10 protein-coding genes, 1 tRNA gene and 2 pseudogenes are annotated in these 16,534 nt (G+C 70.8%); 4 read left to right on the top strand and 9 right to left on the bottom strand.

The features are described 5' to 3' along the window. Positions 1-145: 145 nt before the first annotated feature. The 4 genes from QQY66_RS19660 to QQY66_RS19645 all read right to left on the bottom strand — a co-directional run bounded on the left by QQY66_RS19660 (position 146) and on the right by QQY66_RS19645 (position 3,795). Positions 146-1,126, bottom strand: a complete 981-nt coding sequence (locus tag QQY66_RS19660) for a ribose-phosphate diphosphokinase (protein WP_301981649.1) — start codon at positions 1,124-1,126, stop codon at positions 146-148. Positions 1,127-1,262: 136 nt separating this feature from the next. Next, positions 1,263-2,711 (bottom strand): bifunctional UDP-N-acetylglucosamine diphosphorylase/glucosamine-1-phosphate N-acetyltransferase GlmU, encoded by a 1,449-nt coding sequence (glmU, locus tag QQY66_RS19655; RefSeq protein ID WP_301981648.1) that lies wholly within the window; start codon positions 2,709-2,711, stop codon positions 1,263-1,265. A 119-nt stretch (positions 2,712-2,830) separates the two neighbouring features. After that, positions 2,831-2,905, bottom strand: a tRNA-Gln gene (locus QQY66_RS19650). Between the two features lie 23 nt (positions 2,906-2,928). After that, positions 2,929-3,795, bottom strand: a complete 867-nt coding sequence (locus QQY66_RS19645; RefSeq protein ID WP_301981647.1) for a hypothetical protein — start codon at positions 3,793-3,795, stop codon at positions 2,929-2,931. A 167-nt stretch (positions 3,796-3,962) separates the two neighbouring features. Here QQY66_RS19645 and QQY66_RS19640 point away from each other — a divergent pair. After that, a pseudogene (locus QQY66_RS19640) lies at positions 3,963-5,272 on the top strand (sensor histidine kinase). 260 nt (positions 5,273-5,532) lie between these two features. Here the strand turns inward: QQY66_RS19640 and QQY66_RS19635 are convergent. Beyond that, on the bottom strand, positions 5,533-6,027 hold the full coding sequence (locus QQY66_RS19635; protein WP_301981646.1) for an SUKH-3 domain-containing protein: 495 nt from the start codon (positions 6,025-6,027) through the stop codon (positions 5,533-5,535). A 34-nt stretch (positions 6,028-6,061) separates the two neighbouring features. Beyond that, positions 6,062-6,598 (bottom strand): YwqJ-related putative deaminase, encoded by a 537-nt coding sequence (locus QQY66_RS19630; protein ID WP_301981645.1) that lies wholly within the window; start codon positions 6,596-6,598, stop codon positions 6,062-6,064. A 292-nt stretch (positions 6,599-6,890) separates the two neighbouring features. Between QQY66_RS19630 and QQY66_RS19625 the strand changes: the two genes are divergently transcribed. From QQY66_RS19625 to QQY66_RS19615, 3 genes and pseudogenes are all read left to right on the top strand, one after another. Then, the gene (locus tag QQY66_RS19625; RefSeq protein ID WP_301981644.1) at positions 6,891-7,874 is read left to right on the top strand and encodes an SMI1/KNR4 family protein; all 984 of its coding nucleotides are present in this window, start codon (positions 6,891-6,893) and stop codon (positions 7,872-7,874) included. 8 nt (positions 7,875-7,882) lie between these two features. Beyond that, positions 7,883-10,677: pseudogene (locus QQY66_RS19620) on the top strand (SUKH-4 family immunity protein). Positions 10,678-10,889: 212 nt separating this feature from the next. Then, a complete protein-coding gene (locus QQY66_RS19615; RefSeq protein ID WP_301981643.1) occupies positions 10,890-11,777 on the top strand; it encodes a cellulose-binding protein in 888 nt (295 codons plus the stop codon). 22 nt (positions 11,778-11,799) lie between these two features. Here the strand turns inward: QQY66_RS19615 and QQY66_RS19610 are convergent, their stop codons facing one another. The 3 genes from QQY66_RS19610 to QQY66_RS19600 all read right to left on the bottom strand — a co-directional run bounded on the left by QQY66_RS19610 (position 11,800) and on the right by QQY66_RS19600 (position 16,362). After that, positions 11,800-13,407, bottom strand: a complete 1,608-nt coding sequence (locus QQY66_RS19610; protein ID WP_301981642.1) for a cation acetate symporter — start codon at positions 13,405-13,407, stop codon at positions 11,800-11,802. Continuing rightward, positions 13,404-13,832, bottom strand: coding sequence for a DUF485 domain-containing protein (locus QQY66_RS19605; RefSeq protein WP_301981641.1), 429 nt, complete (start codon positions 13,830-13,832; stop codon positions 13,404-13,406). Before QQY66_RS19605 ends, QQY66_RS19610 begins: the two co-directional genes overlap by 4 nt. 184 nt (positions 13,833-14,016) lie before the next feature. Beyond that, a complete protein-coding gene (locus tag QQY66_RS19600; protein ID WP_301981640.1) occupies positions 14,017-16,362 on the bottom strand; it encodes a hypothetical protein in 2,346 nt (781 codons plus the stop codon). Between the last annotated feature and the right edge of the window lie 172 nt (positions 16,363-16,534).

Genomic DNA, 16,534 nt, shown 5'->3' with positions numbered 1-16,534 from the left:
CGAACGGCCTGCTACGAAGAGCGCGTCGATAACGGACAGCCGTACCGCGATGAGTACGGCCTCCCTCGCCGAGCAACTTCAGCAGTCTACTCGGCAGGGGAGGCCGTACCCAAAAGGATCTTCGAGGAGCCTTACTGCTCGGCCCTCACTGCTCGTCGAACAGGCTCGTCACCGAACCGTCCTCGAACACCTCACGCACCGCGCTCGCGATCGTCGGCGCGATCGACAGCACCGTGATCTTGTCGAGGTGGCCGCCCAGCTCGGCCGGAGTCGGCAGTGTGTTGGTGAACACGAACTCGCTCACCCGGGAGTTCTTCAGCCGGTCCGCCGCCGGACCCGACAGCACACCGTGCGTCGCCGTCACGATGACGTCCTCCGCGCCGTGCGCGAACAGGGCATCAGCAGCCCCACAGATCGTGCCGCCCGTGTCGATCATGTCGTCGACCAGGACACACACGCGGCCCTTGACCTCACCCACGACCTCATGGACGGTCACCTGGTTCGCCACGTCCTTGTCGCGCCGCTTGTGCACGATCGCGAGCGGCGCACCGAGCCGGTCGCACCAGCGGTCGGCCACCCGCACACGCCCCGCGTCCGGGGACACGACGGTCAGCTTCGCCTTGTCGACCTTGGTGCCCACATAGTCCGCGAGCAGCGGCAGCGCGAAGAGATGGTCGACGGGACCGTCGAAGAAGCCCTGGATCTGGTCGGTGTGCAGATCGACCGTGAGGATCCGGTCCGCACCGGCCGTCTTCATCATGTCCGCGATCAGACGCGCCGAAATGGGTTCACGTCCGCGGTGCTTCTTGTCCTGCCGCGCGTAACCGTAGAAAGGCACGATGACGGTGATGGAGCGGGCCGACGCACGCTTCAGAGCGTCGATCATGATCAGCTGCTCCATGATCCACTGATTGATCGGAGCCGTGTGGCTCTGGATCACAAAGCAGTCCGCACCACGTGCCGACTCCTCGTAACGGACGTAGATCTCACCGTTCGCGAAGTCGAAGGCCTTCGTCGGGACAACCCCGACACCCAACTGCTGGGCGACCTCCTCGGCAAGCTCGGGGTGGGCGCGGCCGGAGAAGAACATCAACTTCTTCTCGCCGGTCGTCTTGATCCCGGTCACAGCACTGTCTCCTCAGAGGTGTCTCAGCTGGGTTGCGAGACGACGCCTCGGCCGGCTGCGAGAGGTCGACGTCTCAGCTGGGGTGTGCGGATGTGCACTTATCACGGTACGCCGAGTTTGACGCGCCAGTTTCCGGTCAGCCCTCGTCACCGGCTTCCCGCGACGCCGCCTCGGCCGCCTTCGCCGCCGCGCTCCCCGGACGCTTGCGAGCCACCCAACCCTCGATATTCCGCTGCTGGCCGCGGGCCACGGCGAGCGAACCGGGCGGCACATCCTTCGTGATCACGGACCCGGCGGCCGTATAGGCACCGTCCCCGATCGTGACAGGAGCCACAAACATGTTGTCCGAACCGGTACGGCAGTGCGAGCCGACCGTCGTGTGGTGTTTGTCCTTCCCGTCATAGTTCACGAAGACACTCGCGGCACCGATGTTCGTGTACTCACCGATCGTCGCGTCCCCGACGTAGGAGAGGTGCGGAACCTTGGTCCCCTCCCCGATCAGGGAGTTCTTCGTCTCGACGTACGTACCGACCTTGGACTTGAGCCCGAGCCGCGTGCCCGGCCGCAGATAGGCGAACGGGCCGACGGAAGCCTGCGGCCCGATGTCGGCGCTGTCGGACACCGTGTTGTCGACACGGGCACCGGCACCGACGCGCGTGTCCTTGAGGCGGCTGTTGGGACCGACCTCGGAGCCCTCGCCGAGGTGAGTGGAGCCGTGCAGCTGGGTTCCGGGGTGTACGACGGCATCCCGCTCGAAGGTCACGGTCACATCGACCCACGTCGTCGCGGGGTCGATGACGGTGACGCCGGCCAGCATCGCGCGGGTCAGCAGCCGGTCGTTGAGGATCCGGCGGGCCTCGGAGAGCTGGACCCGGTTGTTGATCCCGGCGATCTCACGATGGTCGCCGGCGACGGACGCACCGACGCGGTGACCGGCCTCGCGGAGGATACCGAGGACGTCGGTGAGGTATTCCTCGCCCTGACTGTTGTCGGTCCGCACCTTCCCGAGGGCGTCCGCGAGGAGTTGCCCGTCGAAGGCGAACACACCGGAGTTGATCTCGCGGATCGCCCGCTGCGACTCGGACGCGTCCTTGTGCTCGACGATCTCCGTGACAGCGCCGGAAGCACCGTCGCGCACGATACGTCCGTAACCGGTCGCGTCCGGCACCTCGGCGGTGAGGACGGTGACGGCATTACCGTCGGAGGAGTGGGTCGCGGCGAGGGCTTGAAGCGTCTCCCCGGTGAGCAGCGGGGTATCGCCACACACGACCACAACCGTGCCGTCGACAGAACCCCCGAGCTCCTCCAGCGCCATCCGCACGGCATGCCCCGTACCGTTCTGCTGCGCCTGGACGGCCGTGCGTACGTCGGGGTCGATCTCCGTGAGGTGCGCACCGACCTTCTCGCGGGCGTGGCCCACCACGACGACCAGGTTCTCGGGCTGCAACTCCCGCGCGGCGGCGAGCACATGGCCCACGAGACTGCGGCCACAGATCTCGTGCAGGACCTTGGGTGTGGCCGACTTCATACGGGTGCCCTCACCCGCTGCGAGAACGACGACGGCTGCCGGGCGAATGGCGCTCACGGGATGCCCTTCGGCTGTGGAGGGGGTGGAGTGACATCCGCAGGATACCGGGGGGAATCAGGGGGGATATGAGAGCGGGCCCTGGACTGAGCCGTGCCAGTCAGGACCCGAACCGAGTATGGCTCCCCCGCCAGGACTCGAACCCGGACAGATGGCACCAAAAGCCACAGTGCTGCCAATTACACCACGGGGGAACATTCTCGACCAAACCGGACATTTAGTCTGGCTGTCGAGTGGCGCCTCCTACTATGCCGTACCAGGCGCCCTCCATGCGACGATACAAGTCCGCGCTCTTGGTGACGTAGATGACCAGGCAACCTCGGTAGGATTCGGTTGTGTTCATGCGGTTCGTCGCGGGGCTGTGCTTCTTGAGCGTGGCTCGCTGGAAGCTGGCGGCCTCGACGGCGACATGCCCTGCCCAGAACGCCTCGGCCGCGGCCACGTCGGCGGATTCGTGGATGCTGACGCGGAACCGCATGCGTTCGCGCTCCACGCCTTGAGATTCGAGCCAGCGCAGGTGCAGGCTGATCACGTTCGGGTCGCTGTTGATGAACTGCAGCCGCTCGCGACGTTGGTGGCTGTACGCCTTGTCCTTGGCGCCCTCGGCCCAGTGCAGGACGACACCCGCCAGGAATAGCTCCCGCTCAGTCAGGTTGCCGACCGCTTGAGTGGCTGCCTCCTTGGTCTGCTGGCGCTCCTCGTCCCTGATCTGCAGCTTCGCTTCCCAGCCTCGTCGGGCGATCGCCACTGCTTCCTCGCGGCTGCGCTTGCGCTCCGGCTTCGGTAGATCCCGTACCCACAGCGAGATCGAACTCTTCGAGCACCCCAGCTCCACCTGGATCTGGTCGTACGTCCAGCCCTCCAGCCGGAGTTCCCGTGCCCGCGCCCTCAGGTCGTCCTTCGCGTTGGGCCGCCTCGTCCATTCCGGAGGTGGCTCGCCCTCCAGGAGGCGGTTGAGGATGTCGTTGTTGTCGACGTGCAGTCGGTCGCGGATCTGGCGTCGGCTGAGTCCTGCACGGCGGAGCGCCGCCGCCTGTTCCCGCAGTACCTCGAAGTCGGGGTACTTGCCATCTGAATGTGCCATGGGCATACCGTCCGGGTGGAATGATCGCCTCCGGAGGCGAACGGTGTGCGATTCAGCAGTTCGAGGGATTTCGGGCGGTTTCGCTTCTGTTCGGTTACGGAGTGTGGTGTAGGCCAGTCGCGGAAACTCGCCGGAAAACGGGGGGCTTGCGCCCGTAGGCTGGATGCATGACCACGACGGGGGAAGACCACGCACCGGCCCTGACCGGGCCTTGGTGGTGGGCCAGATGGCGGAGTGCCGTGCTCGACGGGGGCCTGGCGTTCGTATCCGCGCTGGAGTGTGCGGTTGAGGGGATTCCGTTCGCGCGGGATGCCGGGATTCCGGTGGCCGCGGGGGTGGTGTTCGGGGTGCTGGCCGGGTTGGTGTTGGTGATTCGGCGGAAGTGGCCGATAGCCGTCGTACTCGTCTCGATCGCCATCACGCCCGCCCAGATGGGCTTCCTGATGACCATCGTCGGTCTGTACACGCTGGCCGCGTCCGAGCTGCCGCGGCGGATCATCGCGTCGCTGGCGGGGATGTCGCTGGTGGGGACGTTGATCGTGACGTTTGTGCAGGTGCGGCAGGACATGGCGTCGGGGGATGTGACGCTGGGGGACTGGTTCGTTCCGTTCGCTTCGATCAGTGCGTCTCTGGGGGTGACCGCGCCGCCCTTGCTGCTGGGGCTGTATGTGGGGGCGCGGCGGCGGTTGATGGAGAGCTTGCGGGAGCGGGCGGATTCGTTGGAGCGGGAGCTTCAGCTGCTTGCCGAGCGGGCCGAGGAGCGGGCCGAGTGGGCGAGGAACGAGGAACGGACTCGGATCGCGCGGGAGATGCATGACGTCGTCGCGCATCGGGTGAGCCTGATGGTCGTGCATGCAGCCGCGCTGCAGGCGGTGGCTCGGAAGGACCCTGAGAAAGCTGTGCGGAATGCCGCGCTCGTGGGGGACATGGGGCGGCAGGCGTTGACCGAGTTGCGGGAGATGCTCGGGGTGTTGCGCAGCGGGGACGGCGGTGTGCAGCGGCGTGAGCGTGCGGTGCCGTTGGCGGCGGTGGGGGCGGCCGCGGCCGCGGCGGCGTGGCGGGCTGCCGATGAGGACGGCACGGGCGAGGGGCCCTGTCTGTCCGAGCTGGACGAGTTGATCGGGCAGTCGGCGGCTGCGGGGATGGCCGTGGATTTCTCGGTGGAGGGGGAGTCGCGGCCGTATGCGCCGGAGGTCGAGCAGACCGCGTACCGGGTGGTGCAGGAGGCGTTGACGAACGTCCACAAGCATGCGGCGGGGGCGAAGACGCATGTGCGGCTGGCGCACCGGGTGTCGGAGATCGCGATGCAGGTGGAGAACGAGCCGCCACCGGAGGCCGCGTCGTCGGCGCGGCTGCCGTCCGGGGGAACGGTCTGGTGGGGATGAAGGAGCGGGTGTCCGCGCTGGGCGGGGTGTTTGTGTCGGGGCCGACGGATGCGGGGGGTTTCCGGGTCTCGGCGGTGATCCCGGCGTCGTAGCGGTGCCTGGTTCGTGGTGGTGTCCGGGTCGTGGTGGTGCCTGGTTCGTGGTGGTGTCCGGGTCTGGTTCGCGGTGATGTCCGGGTCGTGGTGGTGGCCGGTTTCGCGGTGATGTCCGGGTCGTGGTGGTGCCCGGGGCGCGGTGGTGCCCGGGTCGTGGTGGTGGCCGGTTTCGCGGTGGTGTTCGGTTCGCGGTGGTGGCGGTTCGTGGTGATGTCCGGTTCGCGGGTGATGGCCGGTCGCCGTGATGCCCGGTTGCCTCAGCCCGCGGTGAGCCGTACGGGGGTTATGCCTGCGAGGAGGGCGGCGAGGGCCTGGTCGACGTCGGGGCCGAGGTACCAGTCGCCGGTGTGGTCGAGGGCGTAGACGCGGCCTTCGGTGTCGATGGCGAGGATGGACTGGGTGTCGGTTTCGGCGCCGAGAGGGCTGACGTCGGTGTCGAGGGCGCGGCCGAGGTCGCCGAGGGTGCGGGCCATGTGGAGGCCGTACAGCGGGTCGACGTGGAGGCTCGCGGGGGCGATCTGGCGGCCGGGGGCGCCGGGGGTGATGTGCAGTCCCCCGAATTCGGCCCAGGCTTCTACGGCGGCGGGGAAGACGGCGTGGCGGTGGCCCGCGGGTGAGGTGTGGTCGCGGAGTGCGTCGGCCCAGTACTCGGCCTGCTTGATGTCCCAGCGTCCGGGCTGCCAGCCGGCGGCGCGCAGGGCGGCGTCGACGGGGACGGGGAAGCGGATGGTGGAGGAGCGGTCGGCGTGCATCTGCCCTCAGATTCGCGGGTGTTGGGGACGGGAGTCAGTCGTCGGTCGCCGTGGGGTCGACGATGCGGACGCCGAAGTGGGCGCTGAGGGCGGTGCAGGCGCGGCAGGGTGCGGCGAAGCTGCCGTGCAGGGGGTCGCCGTCCTCGCGGATGCGGCGAGCGGTGAGTTTCGCCTGCTTGAGGGCTCTGCGGGCTTCGCCGTTGGTCATGGGTTTTCGTGCGGCGCGTTTGCTGCGGGCGGCGTCGGCGGTGGCGATGTGCCGGGAGATGAGGATGGTCTCGGCGCAGCGGCCGGTGAAGCGGTCGCGTTGGGCGCTGGTGAGGGTGTCGAGGAAGTCCTGGACGAGTGGGTGCAGCGCGGGGGCCTGGTCGCCGCGGGCGGCGGTGCCGGTGAGGGTGGCGCCGCGGACGGAGAGGGCGGCGGCGACGGTGGGGAGTATGCCGTCGCGGCGGTGGTGGAGGGCGGGGACGTGGCGGGTTTCGGTGCTGCTCCAGCCGATTCTGGGGTCACCGCTCGCGCCCGTGTGAGGCCCTGGGTATGGTCCCGTTTGCGTCGCGTTCATGATCGTCATCCCCTCCCGTGCATCCCCCCGGATCACACAGAGTGCCAAATGGCGTGGCTGGTGCGGAAGCTGGGGCGCTGCGACACGCCCGGGTTTGGGCACGCTGTCACGAGGGGGTGACGGCTGGTCACGGAAGCGGAGCGGCGGTGACCCGGTGCCGGTGACCGGGTTGGTCGTACCGCATAGGCTGTCGGCACCGCGATGCGCGCGGTCAACGCGTTGGAGACAGTCGAATACGGGCCGTGGCGGGTCGAAGGTGTCCGTCGCGGGGTCGTACAGAGTGCCGCAGGGGGCAACCGCCATGACGACAGGTCGGCTCGGGCAGCAAGCCGCGCCGCCGAACGCGGCCTATGCCGGGCAGGTCGTGCATTTCCCGGACCCGGTCCGGGCGGCCCGTCACCCCAGAGGGGTACGGGTGGACGAGCGCGGCTACCCCGACTTCTCGCCGTATGCGCGTGCGGCTGCGGAGATCGCCGATCCGCCGGAGGGCTTCGGCGTCGATGAGTTGCGGTTGACGGACTATGTGTCGGCGAACGCGGCGTTGGCGGCGTCGGGGCACGAGTTGTGGGACACGATTGCGGCGGTGGCGACGCCGCACGGGTGGACGTGGCATCACGTGGTCGGGTCGCGGCGGCTGGAGCTGGTTCCGGTCGAGGTGAAGGCGTTGCTGCGGCATCACGGTGGTGTGGCGACGGCGGCGGTGGATCAGCACAAGCGGGGCACGCGGCCGTTGCAGGAGACGCGTCCGGCGCATTTCGGTCTGCCGAAGTCGGCGTTGGCGGTGACGGAGACGCAGGTGCTGGGCGTCGAGGAGGATCTCGGGTACCGGCTGCCGGGTGCGTATCGGTCGTTCCTGAAGGCGGCCGGTGGGTGTGCGCCGGTGGGGACCGCGCTGGACGCGGAGTTGGGCCTGCTGATCGACCAGCCGTTCTTCACGGTGCGGGACGAGGCGGCCGTCAATGACCTGGTCTACGTCAACAAGTGCCTGCGCGACCACCTGACCAAGGATTACCTGGGCGTCGGGTTTGTGCAGGGCGGTTTGCTGGCCGTGAAGGTGAAGGGCGAGCGGATCGGTTCCGTGTGGTTCTGCTCGTACGACGATGCGCGCGACGTCGATCCCTCGTGGGCGCCCGCGGAGCGGGTGGAGCGGTTGCTGCTGCCGTGCGGGGAGGACTTCGACGCGTTCCTGTCGCGGCTGGCGGGGTCGCCGCCGGAGCTGGTGACGGTGGCGAATCTGATGGTGGACGGCGGGTTCGCGCGGTCCGTTCCGGTGTCCGGGGAGTGAGCTGACCGATGGTGACGTTCGCACAGGCGCAGGAGCGCGCGGAAGAGTGGATCAACGGTGATGTGCCGTCGTACCAGCATCGTGAGGTGCGGGTGCGGGAGTTCGAGCTCGGGTTCGTGGTGTGGGCGGAGGACCGCCCGGATGGGCCGCGTTCGGACGGCGGCACGCAGCGGCTGGTGATCGCCCGGGACAGCGGTGAGGCCACGCTGTGGCCGTCGCTGCCGGTGGGTGAGGTGATTCGCCGGTACGAGGAGGAGTACGGCGGCCCGGACGGCGCCGCCGAGCCGGCACCGGCGCCGGCCGCTCCGGCGCGGGTGGATCTGAACCAGACGTCGTTCTTGCTGACGCCGCCGGAGTGGTTGCAGGAGGCGGCGGATCAGTTGGGGATCGCGGATCGGCGGGGTGCCTCTGCTGGGGCGTCGGGTTCGGGAGCTGCGGGGTCCGGTGCGGGTGCGGATCAGGCACCGGCCGCGTCTGCGGCTGGTGGTGCCTCGGATGGTGCTGGTGCCGGAGTCGGTGCGTCGGAGGCCGGTGGGGGCGCGGGGGTGCGTGCGGGGGCGTCCAGTGGTCCCGGTGTGCCTGCTGGGGCGACTCCGTGGGCCGGGACGGACACCAACGCGGATGCGGGGGACGACCGTTCGGTGCCGCTGCCCGAGACCGTGTTCGCGCCGCCGCTGAGCGGGGCCGACGACGAGACTTCGCCGCCTGCGCCACCGGACGCCAAGACGGCGTTGATGTCGGGGGGCAGCCGGCTTCCGCCGACGGCGCAGGAGCCGGCGATCGATGACCCCGGTGCGCCGGGTGCGCCGCAGGGGAGCATGCCGCCGCCTGCGCCGTCGTACGGCTATCCGCAGGGTCCGGGTGGAGCGGGTGCGCCGTCGTACGGGTATCCCCAGGGCCCGGGTGGTGCTGATGCCGGTATGCCGTCTCCGGGTGCGCCGGGGCGGCCGCTCGCGCCGAACGCCGGGGACATCGCCGATGCGGCGACGAGCAAGGCGGGTCCGCCGAGGGCGGCGCGGGGCGGGGCGGTGCCGCCGCCTCCTCCGCCGGGTGCGCCTGGTGCGCGGGCGGGGGAACTCCGCATCCCCCGCCGTCCGGGCCCGGTGCGCCGGGTACGCCGGCGGGCGGCTATGTGCCGACCCAGCTTGTGTCGGCGCTCGGCCCCGACGGTTCCGAGGGACCGGCCGGCGCGGGTGGTGGCCCGCAGACGCCGGGCGCGCCGAATCCGCCGGGCGCCCCCAATCCGCCCGGTGCGCCGGGAACGCCGGGTGCTCCCGGCGGTACTCCTCCGGGCGGCGTTCACCATGCCGCCACGGTGCTTTCCGACCCCGGCCGGATGGGGCCGGGTGCGCCGGGCGCTCCGCAGCCTCCGGGTGCCCCGGGCATGCCAGGCTCTTCCGGGGGCCAGGGTGCCGTACACCACGCGGAGACCGTGCTGTCCGCGCCCCCGGCGGGCGCCCCCGGCCCGCCTCCGCCACCGCCGCAGGCCCCGGGCGCACCGCCCGCCCCCGGCGCCCCCGGCGTCCCGCCCGCCCCCGGCATGGCACCCGGCGCGGGTCAGGCGCCTCCTGGTGCAGTGCCTCCGGGCCAGGTCCCTCCAGGCCAGGTACCCCCCGGCGCCATGCCCCCCGGCCCTGTGCCGCCCCCCACGCACCCCGGTCCGGGGCAGCCCATGCCCGGCCACGCGGCGCCCGGCCACGCCGCGCCCGCACACTCCATGCCCGGACACCCCATGCCCGGCCAATCCGCACCAGGACACCCCGCCTCAGCCCAGTCCCCGCCCCCCGGCCAACCCCCGGCCTACGGCTACCCCCAACCCCCCACCGCCCAGCCCACCGTCGGCCCCGGCTACCAAGCCGTGCTTCGCTACCGCGCGCAGGACGGTTCCGAGCAGCAGCTGATCCGGCGTTCGGCGCCGGGGACGCCGCACCCGGAGTGGCAGATCTTCCATGAGCTGCGGGCGATGAACATCCCGCCGGACAAGGTGCTGGAGCTGCACACGGAGCTGGAGTCGTGTGAGCTGCCGGGCGCGTACTGTGCGCGGATGATCCGGGAACAGTGGCCGCAGGCGCGGATCACGAGCATCGCGCCCTACGGCACGGATCACGCGAGCCGGCAGCAAGGCATGCGGCAACTCCTCGTTCACCAGGGCGAGTTGCACCAGGTCGCCGACGGACCCGCGCGCCCCGCCCCCGTACGGGCGCCGCTTCCGCAGGTGCAGTCGGCGCCGCCGATTCCCCCGGAGGGGATCGCGCAGGAGCTGGCGGGTGCGTTCGGGCCGGGGATCTTCCGGTTCGAGGAGGCCGCGGTGTCCCGGCAGGGCGTGCCGCCGGTCGTGGCGCACTCGCTGGTGATGGCGGGGCTGCCGATGGACATGGGCCCGTTCTTCTGGGCGCAGGCCCAGCCGGGGCGGCCGGTGCCGACACTGGCGGAGCTGGCGGCCGAGCGCGGGGTGCAGCCGGCGCCGGACGCGGGCTCGTACCTCGTCATGGGCAGCGACTTCGGCAAGGCGATCTGCGTGCAGTACGGGACGGCGAACATCGTCGCCGTCCCCGTGGAGGCGGGGCCGGGCGGTGCGTCCGTACCGCCGCAGTTCGTGAACACGGGGCTGCCCGAGTTCCAGCGCTGCCTGGCGCTGCTCGGCCGGATGTGGCGGCTGCGGTTCGGACTGAACCAGGAGCAGGCGGGCCGCTGGACGGTCGACTTCCAGGCACAGCTGGCCTCGCTCGACCCGGCGGCGCTGGGTTCGCCGGAGAGCTGGTGGTCGGTGCTGCTGGAGCAGATGTGGGACGGGTTGCTCTGACGCGCGGCTGACGTCGTACGAAGATCCTCCGCGGGGGCCGGTCACCACCGGCCCCCGCGCTCTGTCCGGCAGCCGTGACCTCTGCGCGGAGTGTCGCGTTATGAACACTTCCGTCTGATCCATCAGGATGTGCGCAAAATCAGTTGTATTTGATGCCACGTCTGATGACGTCACGCCTGATGACGTCACGTCTGATGGAGAGGAGCCCCAGGATGAGCAGCGCAGCGGTGTCGCCACATGGCTTCGTGGCCGTACGGGGGCGCGGCTACCGTCCCGCAGAGGCCGACGCGTATGTCGAAGCGCTCTCCCAGGACCGGGACGCCGCCTGGGAGCGCGCGGCGCGTCTCACCGTGCTCGCCAAGGAGATGGAGGCGGAGGTCGTACGGCTGCGCGAGACCGTGGCGCAGCTCGTCCCGCAGACGTACGAGGCGCTCGGGGAGCCCGCGCAGCGTTTGTTCCAGCTCGTGGAGGAGGAGGCCGCCGCCGTACGGGAGGCCGCGCGGCAGGAGGCGCAGCGCTGTGCGAAAGAGGCGCACGTGTACGCGACGAGCGCCCAGGCCGCGGCGCAGGCGGACGCGGACGTCGTACGCGCCGATGCCCTGGAACTCGCCCGGCAGGCCCTTGTCGTCGCGCGCGCCGAGGCCGACGAGATCCGTATCGCGGCCCGGCGCGAGGTGAAGGACAGCCGTACCGAGTCCCTCGCCGCGCTGCGGGAGATGCGGCAGCGCGTCTCCGCGATGCTGGCCGACCAGGCGAAGGAGCACGCCCAGCGGTGGGCGGAGGCGGAGCGCGAGGAGGACGAACGCATCGCCGCGCTGGACGCGGAGTGCGCCGAACGGGTCGCGCGTGCGGAGGCCGCGCTCGCCGACGCCAAGCAGGCCTACGCCGACGCCGAGGGCTCCGTGGGACGGCTCCAGGAAGAGGCGGACGCGCGGGCGGCCGAGGTGCTGGCCGAGGCGCGGTCGCGCCGGGAACAGATCGCCCGCGAGACCGAGCGCGTGCTGCGTGAGCACGGGGAGCGCTGGGACCAGGTCCGCGCCCACATCGACCGCGTACGCAGCAGCCTGACCGCGCTGAAGGCCCGCGCGACGGCGGAGTGAGAGCAGTGCTGATCCCCTGCTCTCACTCGCCCCTGCGCACCGCCCCCGCCAGGATCGACCCCTCCACCGCCTCGTACTGCCGCCGCTGCTCCTCCGCCTTCCGCCGCCCGGAGATCATCGTCCCCAGCCATCCGAAGGCGAAGCCCGCCGGGATGGACACCAGGCCGGTGGTGGTGAACGGGAACCAGTTGAAGTCGGCCTCCGGGAAGGCGGAGAACGGTGACCCGGAGACCAGATTGGTGCCCGGCATCAGCAGCAGCACGACCACCGAGCCGCCGATCAGCGTCGCCAGCAGACCGGCCCGCGTGTACCGGCGCCAGAAGAGGCCGTAGACGAGGGCGGGGGCGATGGCGGAGGCGGAGAGGCAGAAGGACAGGGTCACCAGGGGTTGCAGGCTGCGGTGCTGGACCAGCGTGGCGAGCAGGATCGCGGGGACGCCGACCGCCAGCGCGGAGAGGCGGGCCAGCAGCATCTCGCGGCGTGGCGACAGTTCCTGGACGCGGGCCGCGAAGACGTCGTGGGCCAGGGAGTTGGCGCAGGCGAGGATCATGCCGGCGACGGAGGCGAGCACGGTGAGGAAGATCGCCGTGGTGACCGCCGTGAACAGGAAGGTCTCCACCGTGGACATGTCCGCCCCGAACACCGCCCGCGAGCCCAGCAGATACGCCGAGTTGCCCTGCGGATCGGCCTGCACGATCGCCTCGCGCCCGATCAGCGCGGTCGCACCGAACCCGACGACCGTGATGACCAGCACGAACAGCACCACCGACGACACCGCCCAGGACATCGAGCGCCGCACCTGACGCGCGCTGGACGCGGTGTACATACGCATCGTGACGTGCGGCAGACACGCCCCGCCCAGCACCACCGCGAACTGCGAGGTCATCATGTCCAGTCGGGGATGCAACCCGCCGGAGAACTGCAGACCCGACTCCAGGAACGCCGATCCCGCCCCGCTCTGCGCCGCCGCCGCGTCGAACAGCGCGCCCGCGTCCCAGTCGAACCGGTTCAGCACCAGTACGGCGACCACGGCGCCCGAACCGAGCAGCATCACGATCTTCAGGATCTGGATGAGAGCGGTGCCCTTCATCCCGCCGATCGCCGCGTAACTGATCATCAGCGCACCCAGCCCGACGATGCAGCCCGTCTTCAGGGACGACCCCGAGAACCCCAGGATGTACGCCATCAACTGCCCGGTCCCCGCCAGTTGCACCAGCATCAGCGGCAGCAGCGCGGCGATGGTCACCGCGCACGCCGTGATGCGCACGGACCGCCCCGGCATACGGCGGGCCAGCGCGTCCCCCATGGTGAACCGGCCCGCGTTGCGCAGCGGTTCGGCCAGCAGGAACATCAGCAGCATCAGCGACAGCGCGGTGCTCAGCGCCAGCACGATGCCGTCGTAGCCGTACAGCGCGATCACCCCGCCGGTGCCCAGCACGGTCGCCGCGGAGACGTAGTCCCCGGCGATCGCCAGCCCGTTGCGCATGGAGGACAGGGAGTTGTAGCCGGTGTAGAACTCGTCGAGGTCGTCCCGGTCGGGCCCGGTCATCACACACAGCAGCAGCGTGATGGTCACCACGGTGGAGAACGCCACGAGCGACATGGAGCTGTTGCCGAAGCCGGTAGTCATCGCGCCTCCTCCCTCCCGTCCCTCCCTTCCCGCCCTTCCCGCCCTTCCCGCTTGGCGTCCAGCGCGGCCTCCTTGCGGATGCGGTCGGCGAGCGGGTCGACATGGCGGCGGGCCGTGTACTCGTACAGCGCGATCGCCAGCCAGGTGACCGGCAGTTGAAGCAGCGCGAGCAGCAGTCCGGCGGGCAGTCCGTCGGTGACGTTGCTCGTCATGAACCCCGGCGCGAACGCCGACAGGATCAGGAACAGCGTGAAGTAGCCCAGCGCGGTGAGCGTCGCCACCCGCCGCTGCCAGCGGTAGGCGGTGCGCAGGATCCGCAGATCCCGGTGGTGCCCCAACAGCGCCCGGTCCGGCACCCGTCGGGCGGCGGGCGGTTCGGGCGGGGCTGGTGGCGCCCAGGGGTAGGTGTACGGGTCGTAGGACATCCCGGTGCTCCTTGCGTGGCTCGGGTCCGCTGGGTGACGGACCGCAGGGAGGTGGGGGCGAGCGGAGTGCGCACGCTACTCGCTGGTAGCCCGGACGGTCGAGGTTTTCACCAAACTGATCGGTCGGTACGCGCTTGCTGCGCTGACCTGGGCTGTTACCCGCGTTAACTCAGACCTTTCACGATTACTTGAGGTGAACGAGCGCTACGGAAACGGGCACTTCGGAGCCGTCGCCGAGCCGCGCACGGAAGGTCACCCGGTGATCGACGCGCCGCCGCACCGAACTCCCCGCGACGAGAGTGAAGCGAACCGCGACCCTCCCCCCGCCCGGCACCCGCACCCGGCCCGAGCCACCCTCCGCCCGCACCGACCACCCACCACCCCCACGCCCCGCGACCGTCACCCATCGCGCCGCCGCACCGAAGTTGTAGACGTCGACGACCATGCGCGTACGGCGACTCAGGCGGTATCCGTACGGCGGTGGCGCGTCCCCGTTGTCCTTGCCGGCGGCGGCGTTGCGGGCGGAGTAGCGCTGGCTGAGGACGATGTGCTCGGCAGGGGAGGGGAGACGGCGCCCCGGAGACGCGCCACAAGATCCGGAATCGGCACGCGAGACGACGTAGACGGGATCGGGCGAGGCGGTCACGCTCCCGGAGATCCGGCGCCCCATGATGTCGTACGCCACGCCCGGCAGATCGAGCCGCATGCCCCGCCTCGCGGACCACGCGACCGTCACCAGCTCCCCACGCCCGCTGTCGAAGACGAACACGCTGACGTCATCGGCCAGTTGCCCGGCCCGCACGAACCGTGCCGCCCCCAGCAACGAAGTCAGCGCGGCGAAGGCGCTGTACGCGGGCAGCGGCGCGAACTCCCGGTCGAAAAGCCCGAAGTACACGCCGTCGTCGTGCAGCGGCGGCCCGGCGAACCAGAACTGCTTGGCGTTCCCCGCGGCCAGCCCCTCCACCATGGACTTCACCAGATACCGCGCCTGTACGGCCTCCTGCGCGGGCGTCAGATCGCGGGGTGTCTTCTGGAACGCCCCGCACTCCGTCATCCACAGCGGTACGTCCGCCCCGTGCCGCCGGGCGAGCGCGTGCTGTTCGTCCGCCGCGCCGGGGAACTGCGGCTCGCCCGGCGCCGTGGGGTCGGGGTAACCGTGGAAGGCCCAGACGTCGGCGTACCGGACGACGTCGTTCGCCAGCATCAGGTCCTGGAAGGGGCCCGCCTGCGCGATACCCGGCAGGACGACGAGCGGCGGAGCGGCGGACGCGTCCTTGACGCCGAGCGCGGCCGCCTTGACGAACGCGGCGTGGGCGTCGCCGGTGCTGCGGGTGGTGTCGACGTCGGGTTCGTTGGAGAGCTGGAGCGCATCCGGGGCGGCTTGGGCGAGGCGGCGGGCGTAGCGGTAGGCGTGCCGCAGGTCGGCGGGCAGCGGCAGTGAGGCGTCGGTCATCGCCCACTCGGGGGCGGGGGAGAGGACGTCGAGGGCGGCGAGGTCGTGGGCGCGCAGGGTGCGGATGGCGCGGTCGTGGTGCGCGGTGTCGTACGCGCCGGGGGCGTGCTCGGCGACGGGCCAGGACTGTCCGTCGCGGACCCAACCGGCGCCCATGTCCCTTACCGCGGCGGCGAATTCGGCGAGACGGGACGGGGGGATCAGGGAGGAGTGCCAGATGTTGACGCCGAAGCGGCTGGCGGTGCCGGTGAGCGCGGGGCGGGTGGGGAGGCGGGCGAAGGCGCCGGTGATGTTGTCGGCGTGGATGCGGTAGTGGCCGGGTGGGAGGTCGTGCGGGAGGGCCACGGTCACGGTGGTTCGGCCTGCGGGGACGGTGGCCTGTCCGTCGGCGACTCGGTGGCCGTCGTAGTCGGTGACGGTGTAGCGGACGGCGTATGGGCGGCTCGCGTGTCCGTCGAGGGCCAGGTGCAGGCGGGCGGGCTCGCCGTCGCGGTGGCGGGGGACGGTGAGCCGGTGCAGGGCGGGGTGGCGGTGGAGGAGGCGGAGGGTGAGGTGGTCGAGGGAGAGAGCGTAGGCGGTGGTGGTGTCGAGGACGGCAGGTTCGCGGACGCGGAGGGTCAACGTGTTGTCGCCGCACCGGAGTTCGACACGGCCGAGGTCGAGTACGGAAAGGTCGCCCCAGGCGGGCTTCGACTCGTACCAGTGCGGTTGTGAGCGTGCGATGTCGGTGAAGGGGCCGTTGTTGACGGCGAGTCGGAGGTATGAGGCGACGGCCTCGGTGTGCGGGGTCTCGACGGGGGCGGTGGCGACGGCGGTGAGGGCGTAGACGCCGGTGTCGGGGACCCTCAGGCGGTACGTGGCGAACCAGCCGTCCGCGGAGGGAGGTTGCTCGGTCGTGAGCAGGGCGAGATAGCGCCCGCCGGAGGCACGCCGGTCCCGCGCGACGGGGATGTTGCCGCGCACCGGGGACTCACCCGGCACCGTGATCGCGCCGCCCGTAGTCGCCTGGGCGGACGGAACACCCGCCACCACGACCCCGAGCCCCGCCGCAAGAGCCGTACGCCTGTTGAAGTCCATGCCTCCAGCAGACGCGGACGGGGCGGCGCCGGGCGTCGTTCGGGAGGACGGCGGGACCCTGAAGGTGGGGTCCGGGGCGGGGGGTGGCGTCCCTAGGGGAACTGTGCGGTTGCCGGCTGGGAGGCGTGAGTCTGCGCCGATTCCGCTTCGCTCCACCCTTGACTCGGGTGGC

This window comes from Streptomyces sp. DG2A-72 (assembly GCF_030499575.1).
GTDB lineage: Bacteria > Actinomycetota > Actinomycetes > Streptomycetales > Streptomycetaceae > Streptomyces.
Note: the sequence above shows the minus strand (reverse complement) of the source record. Positions and strands in the feature narration are given on the sequence as shown.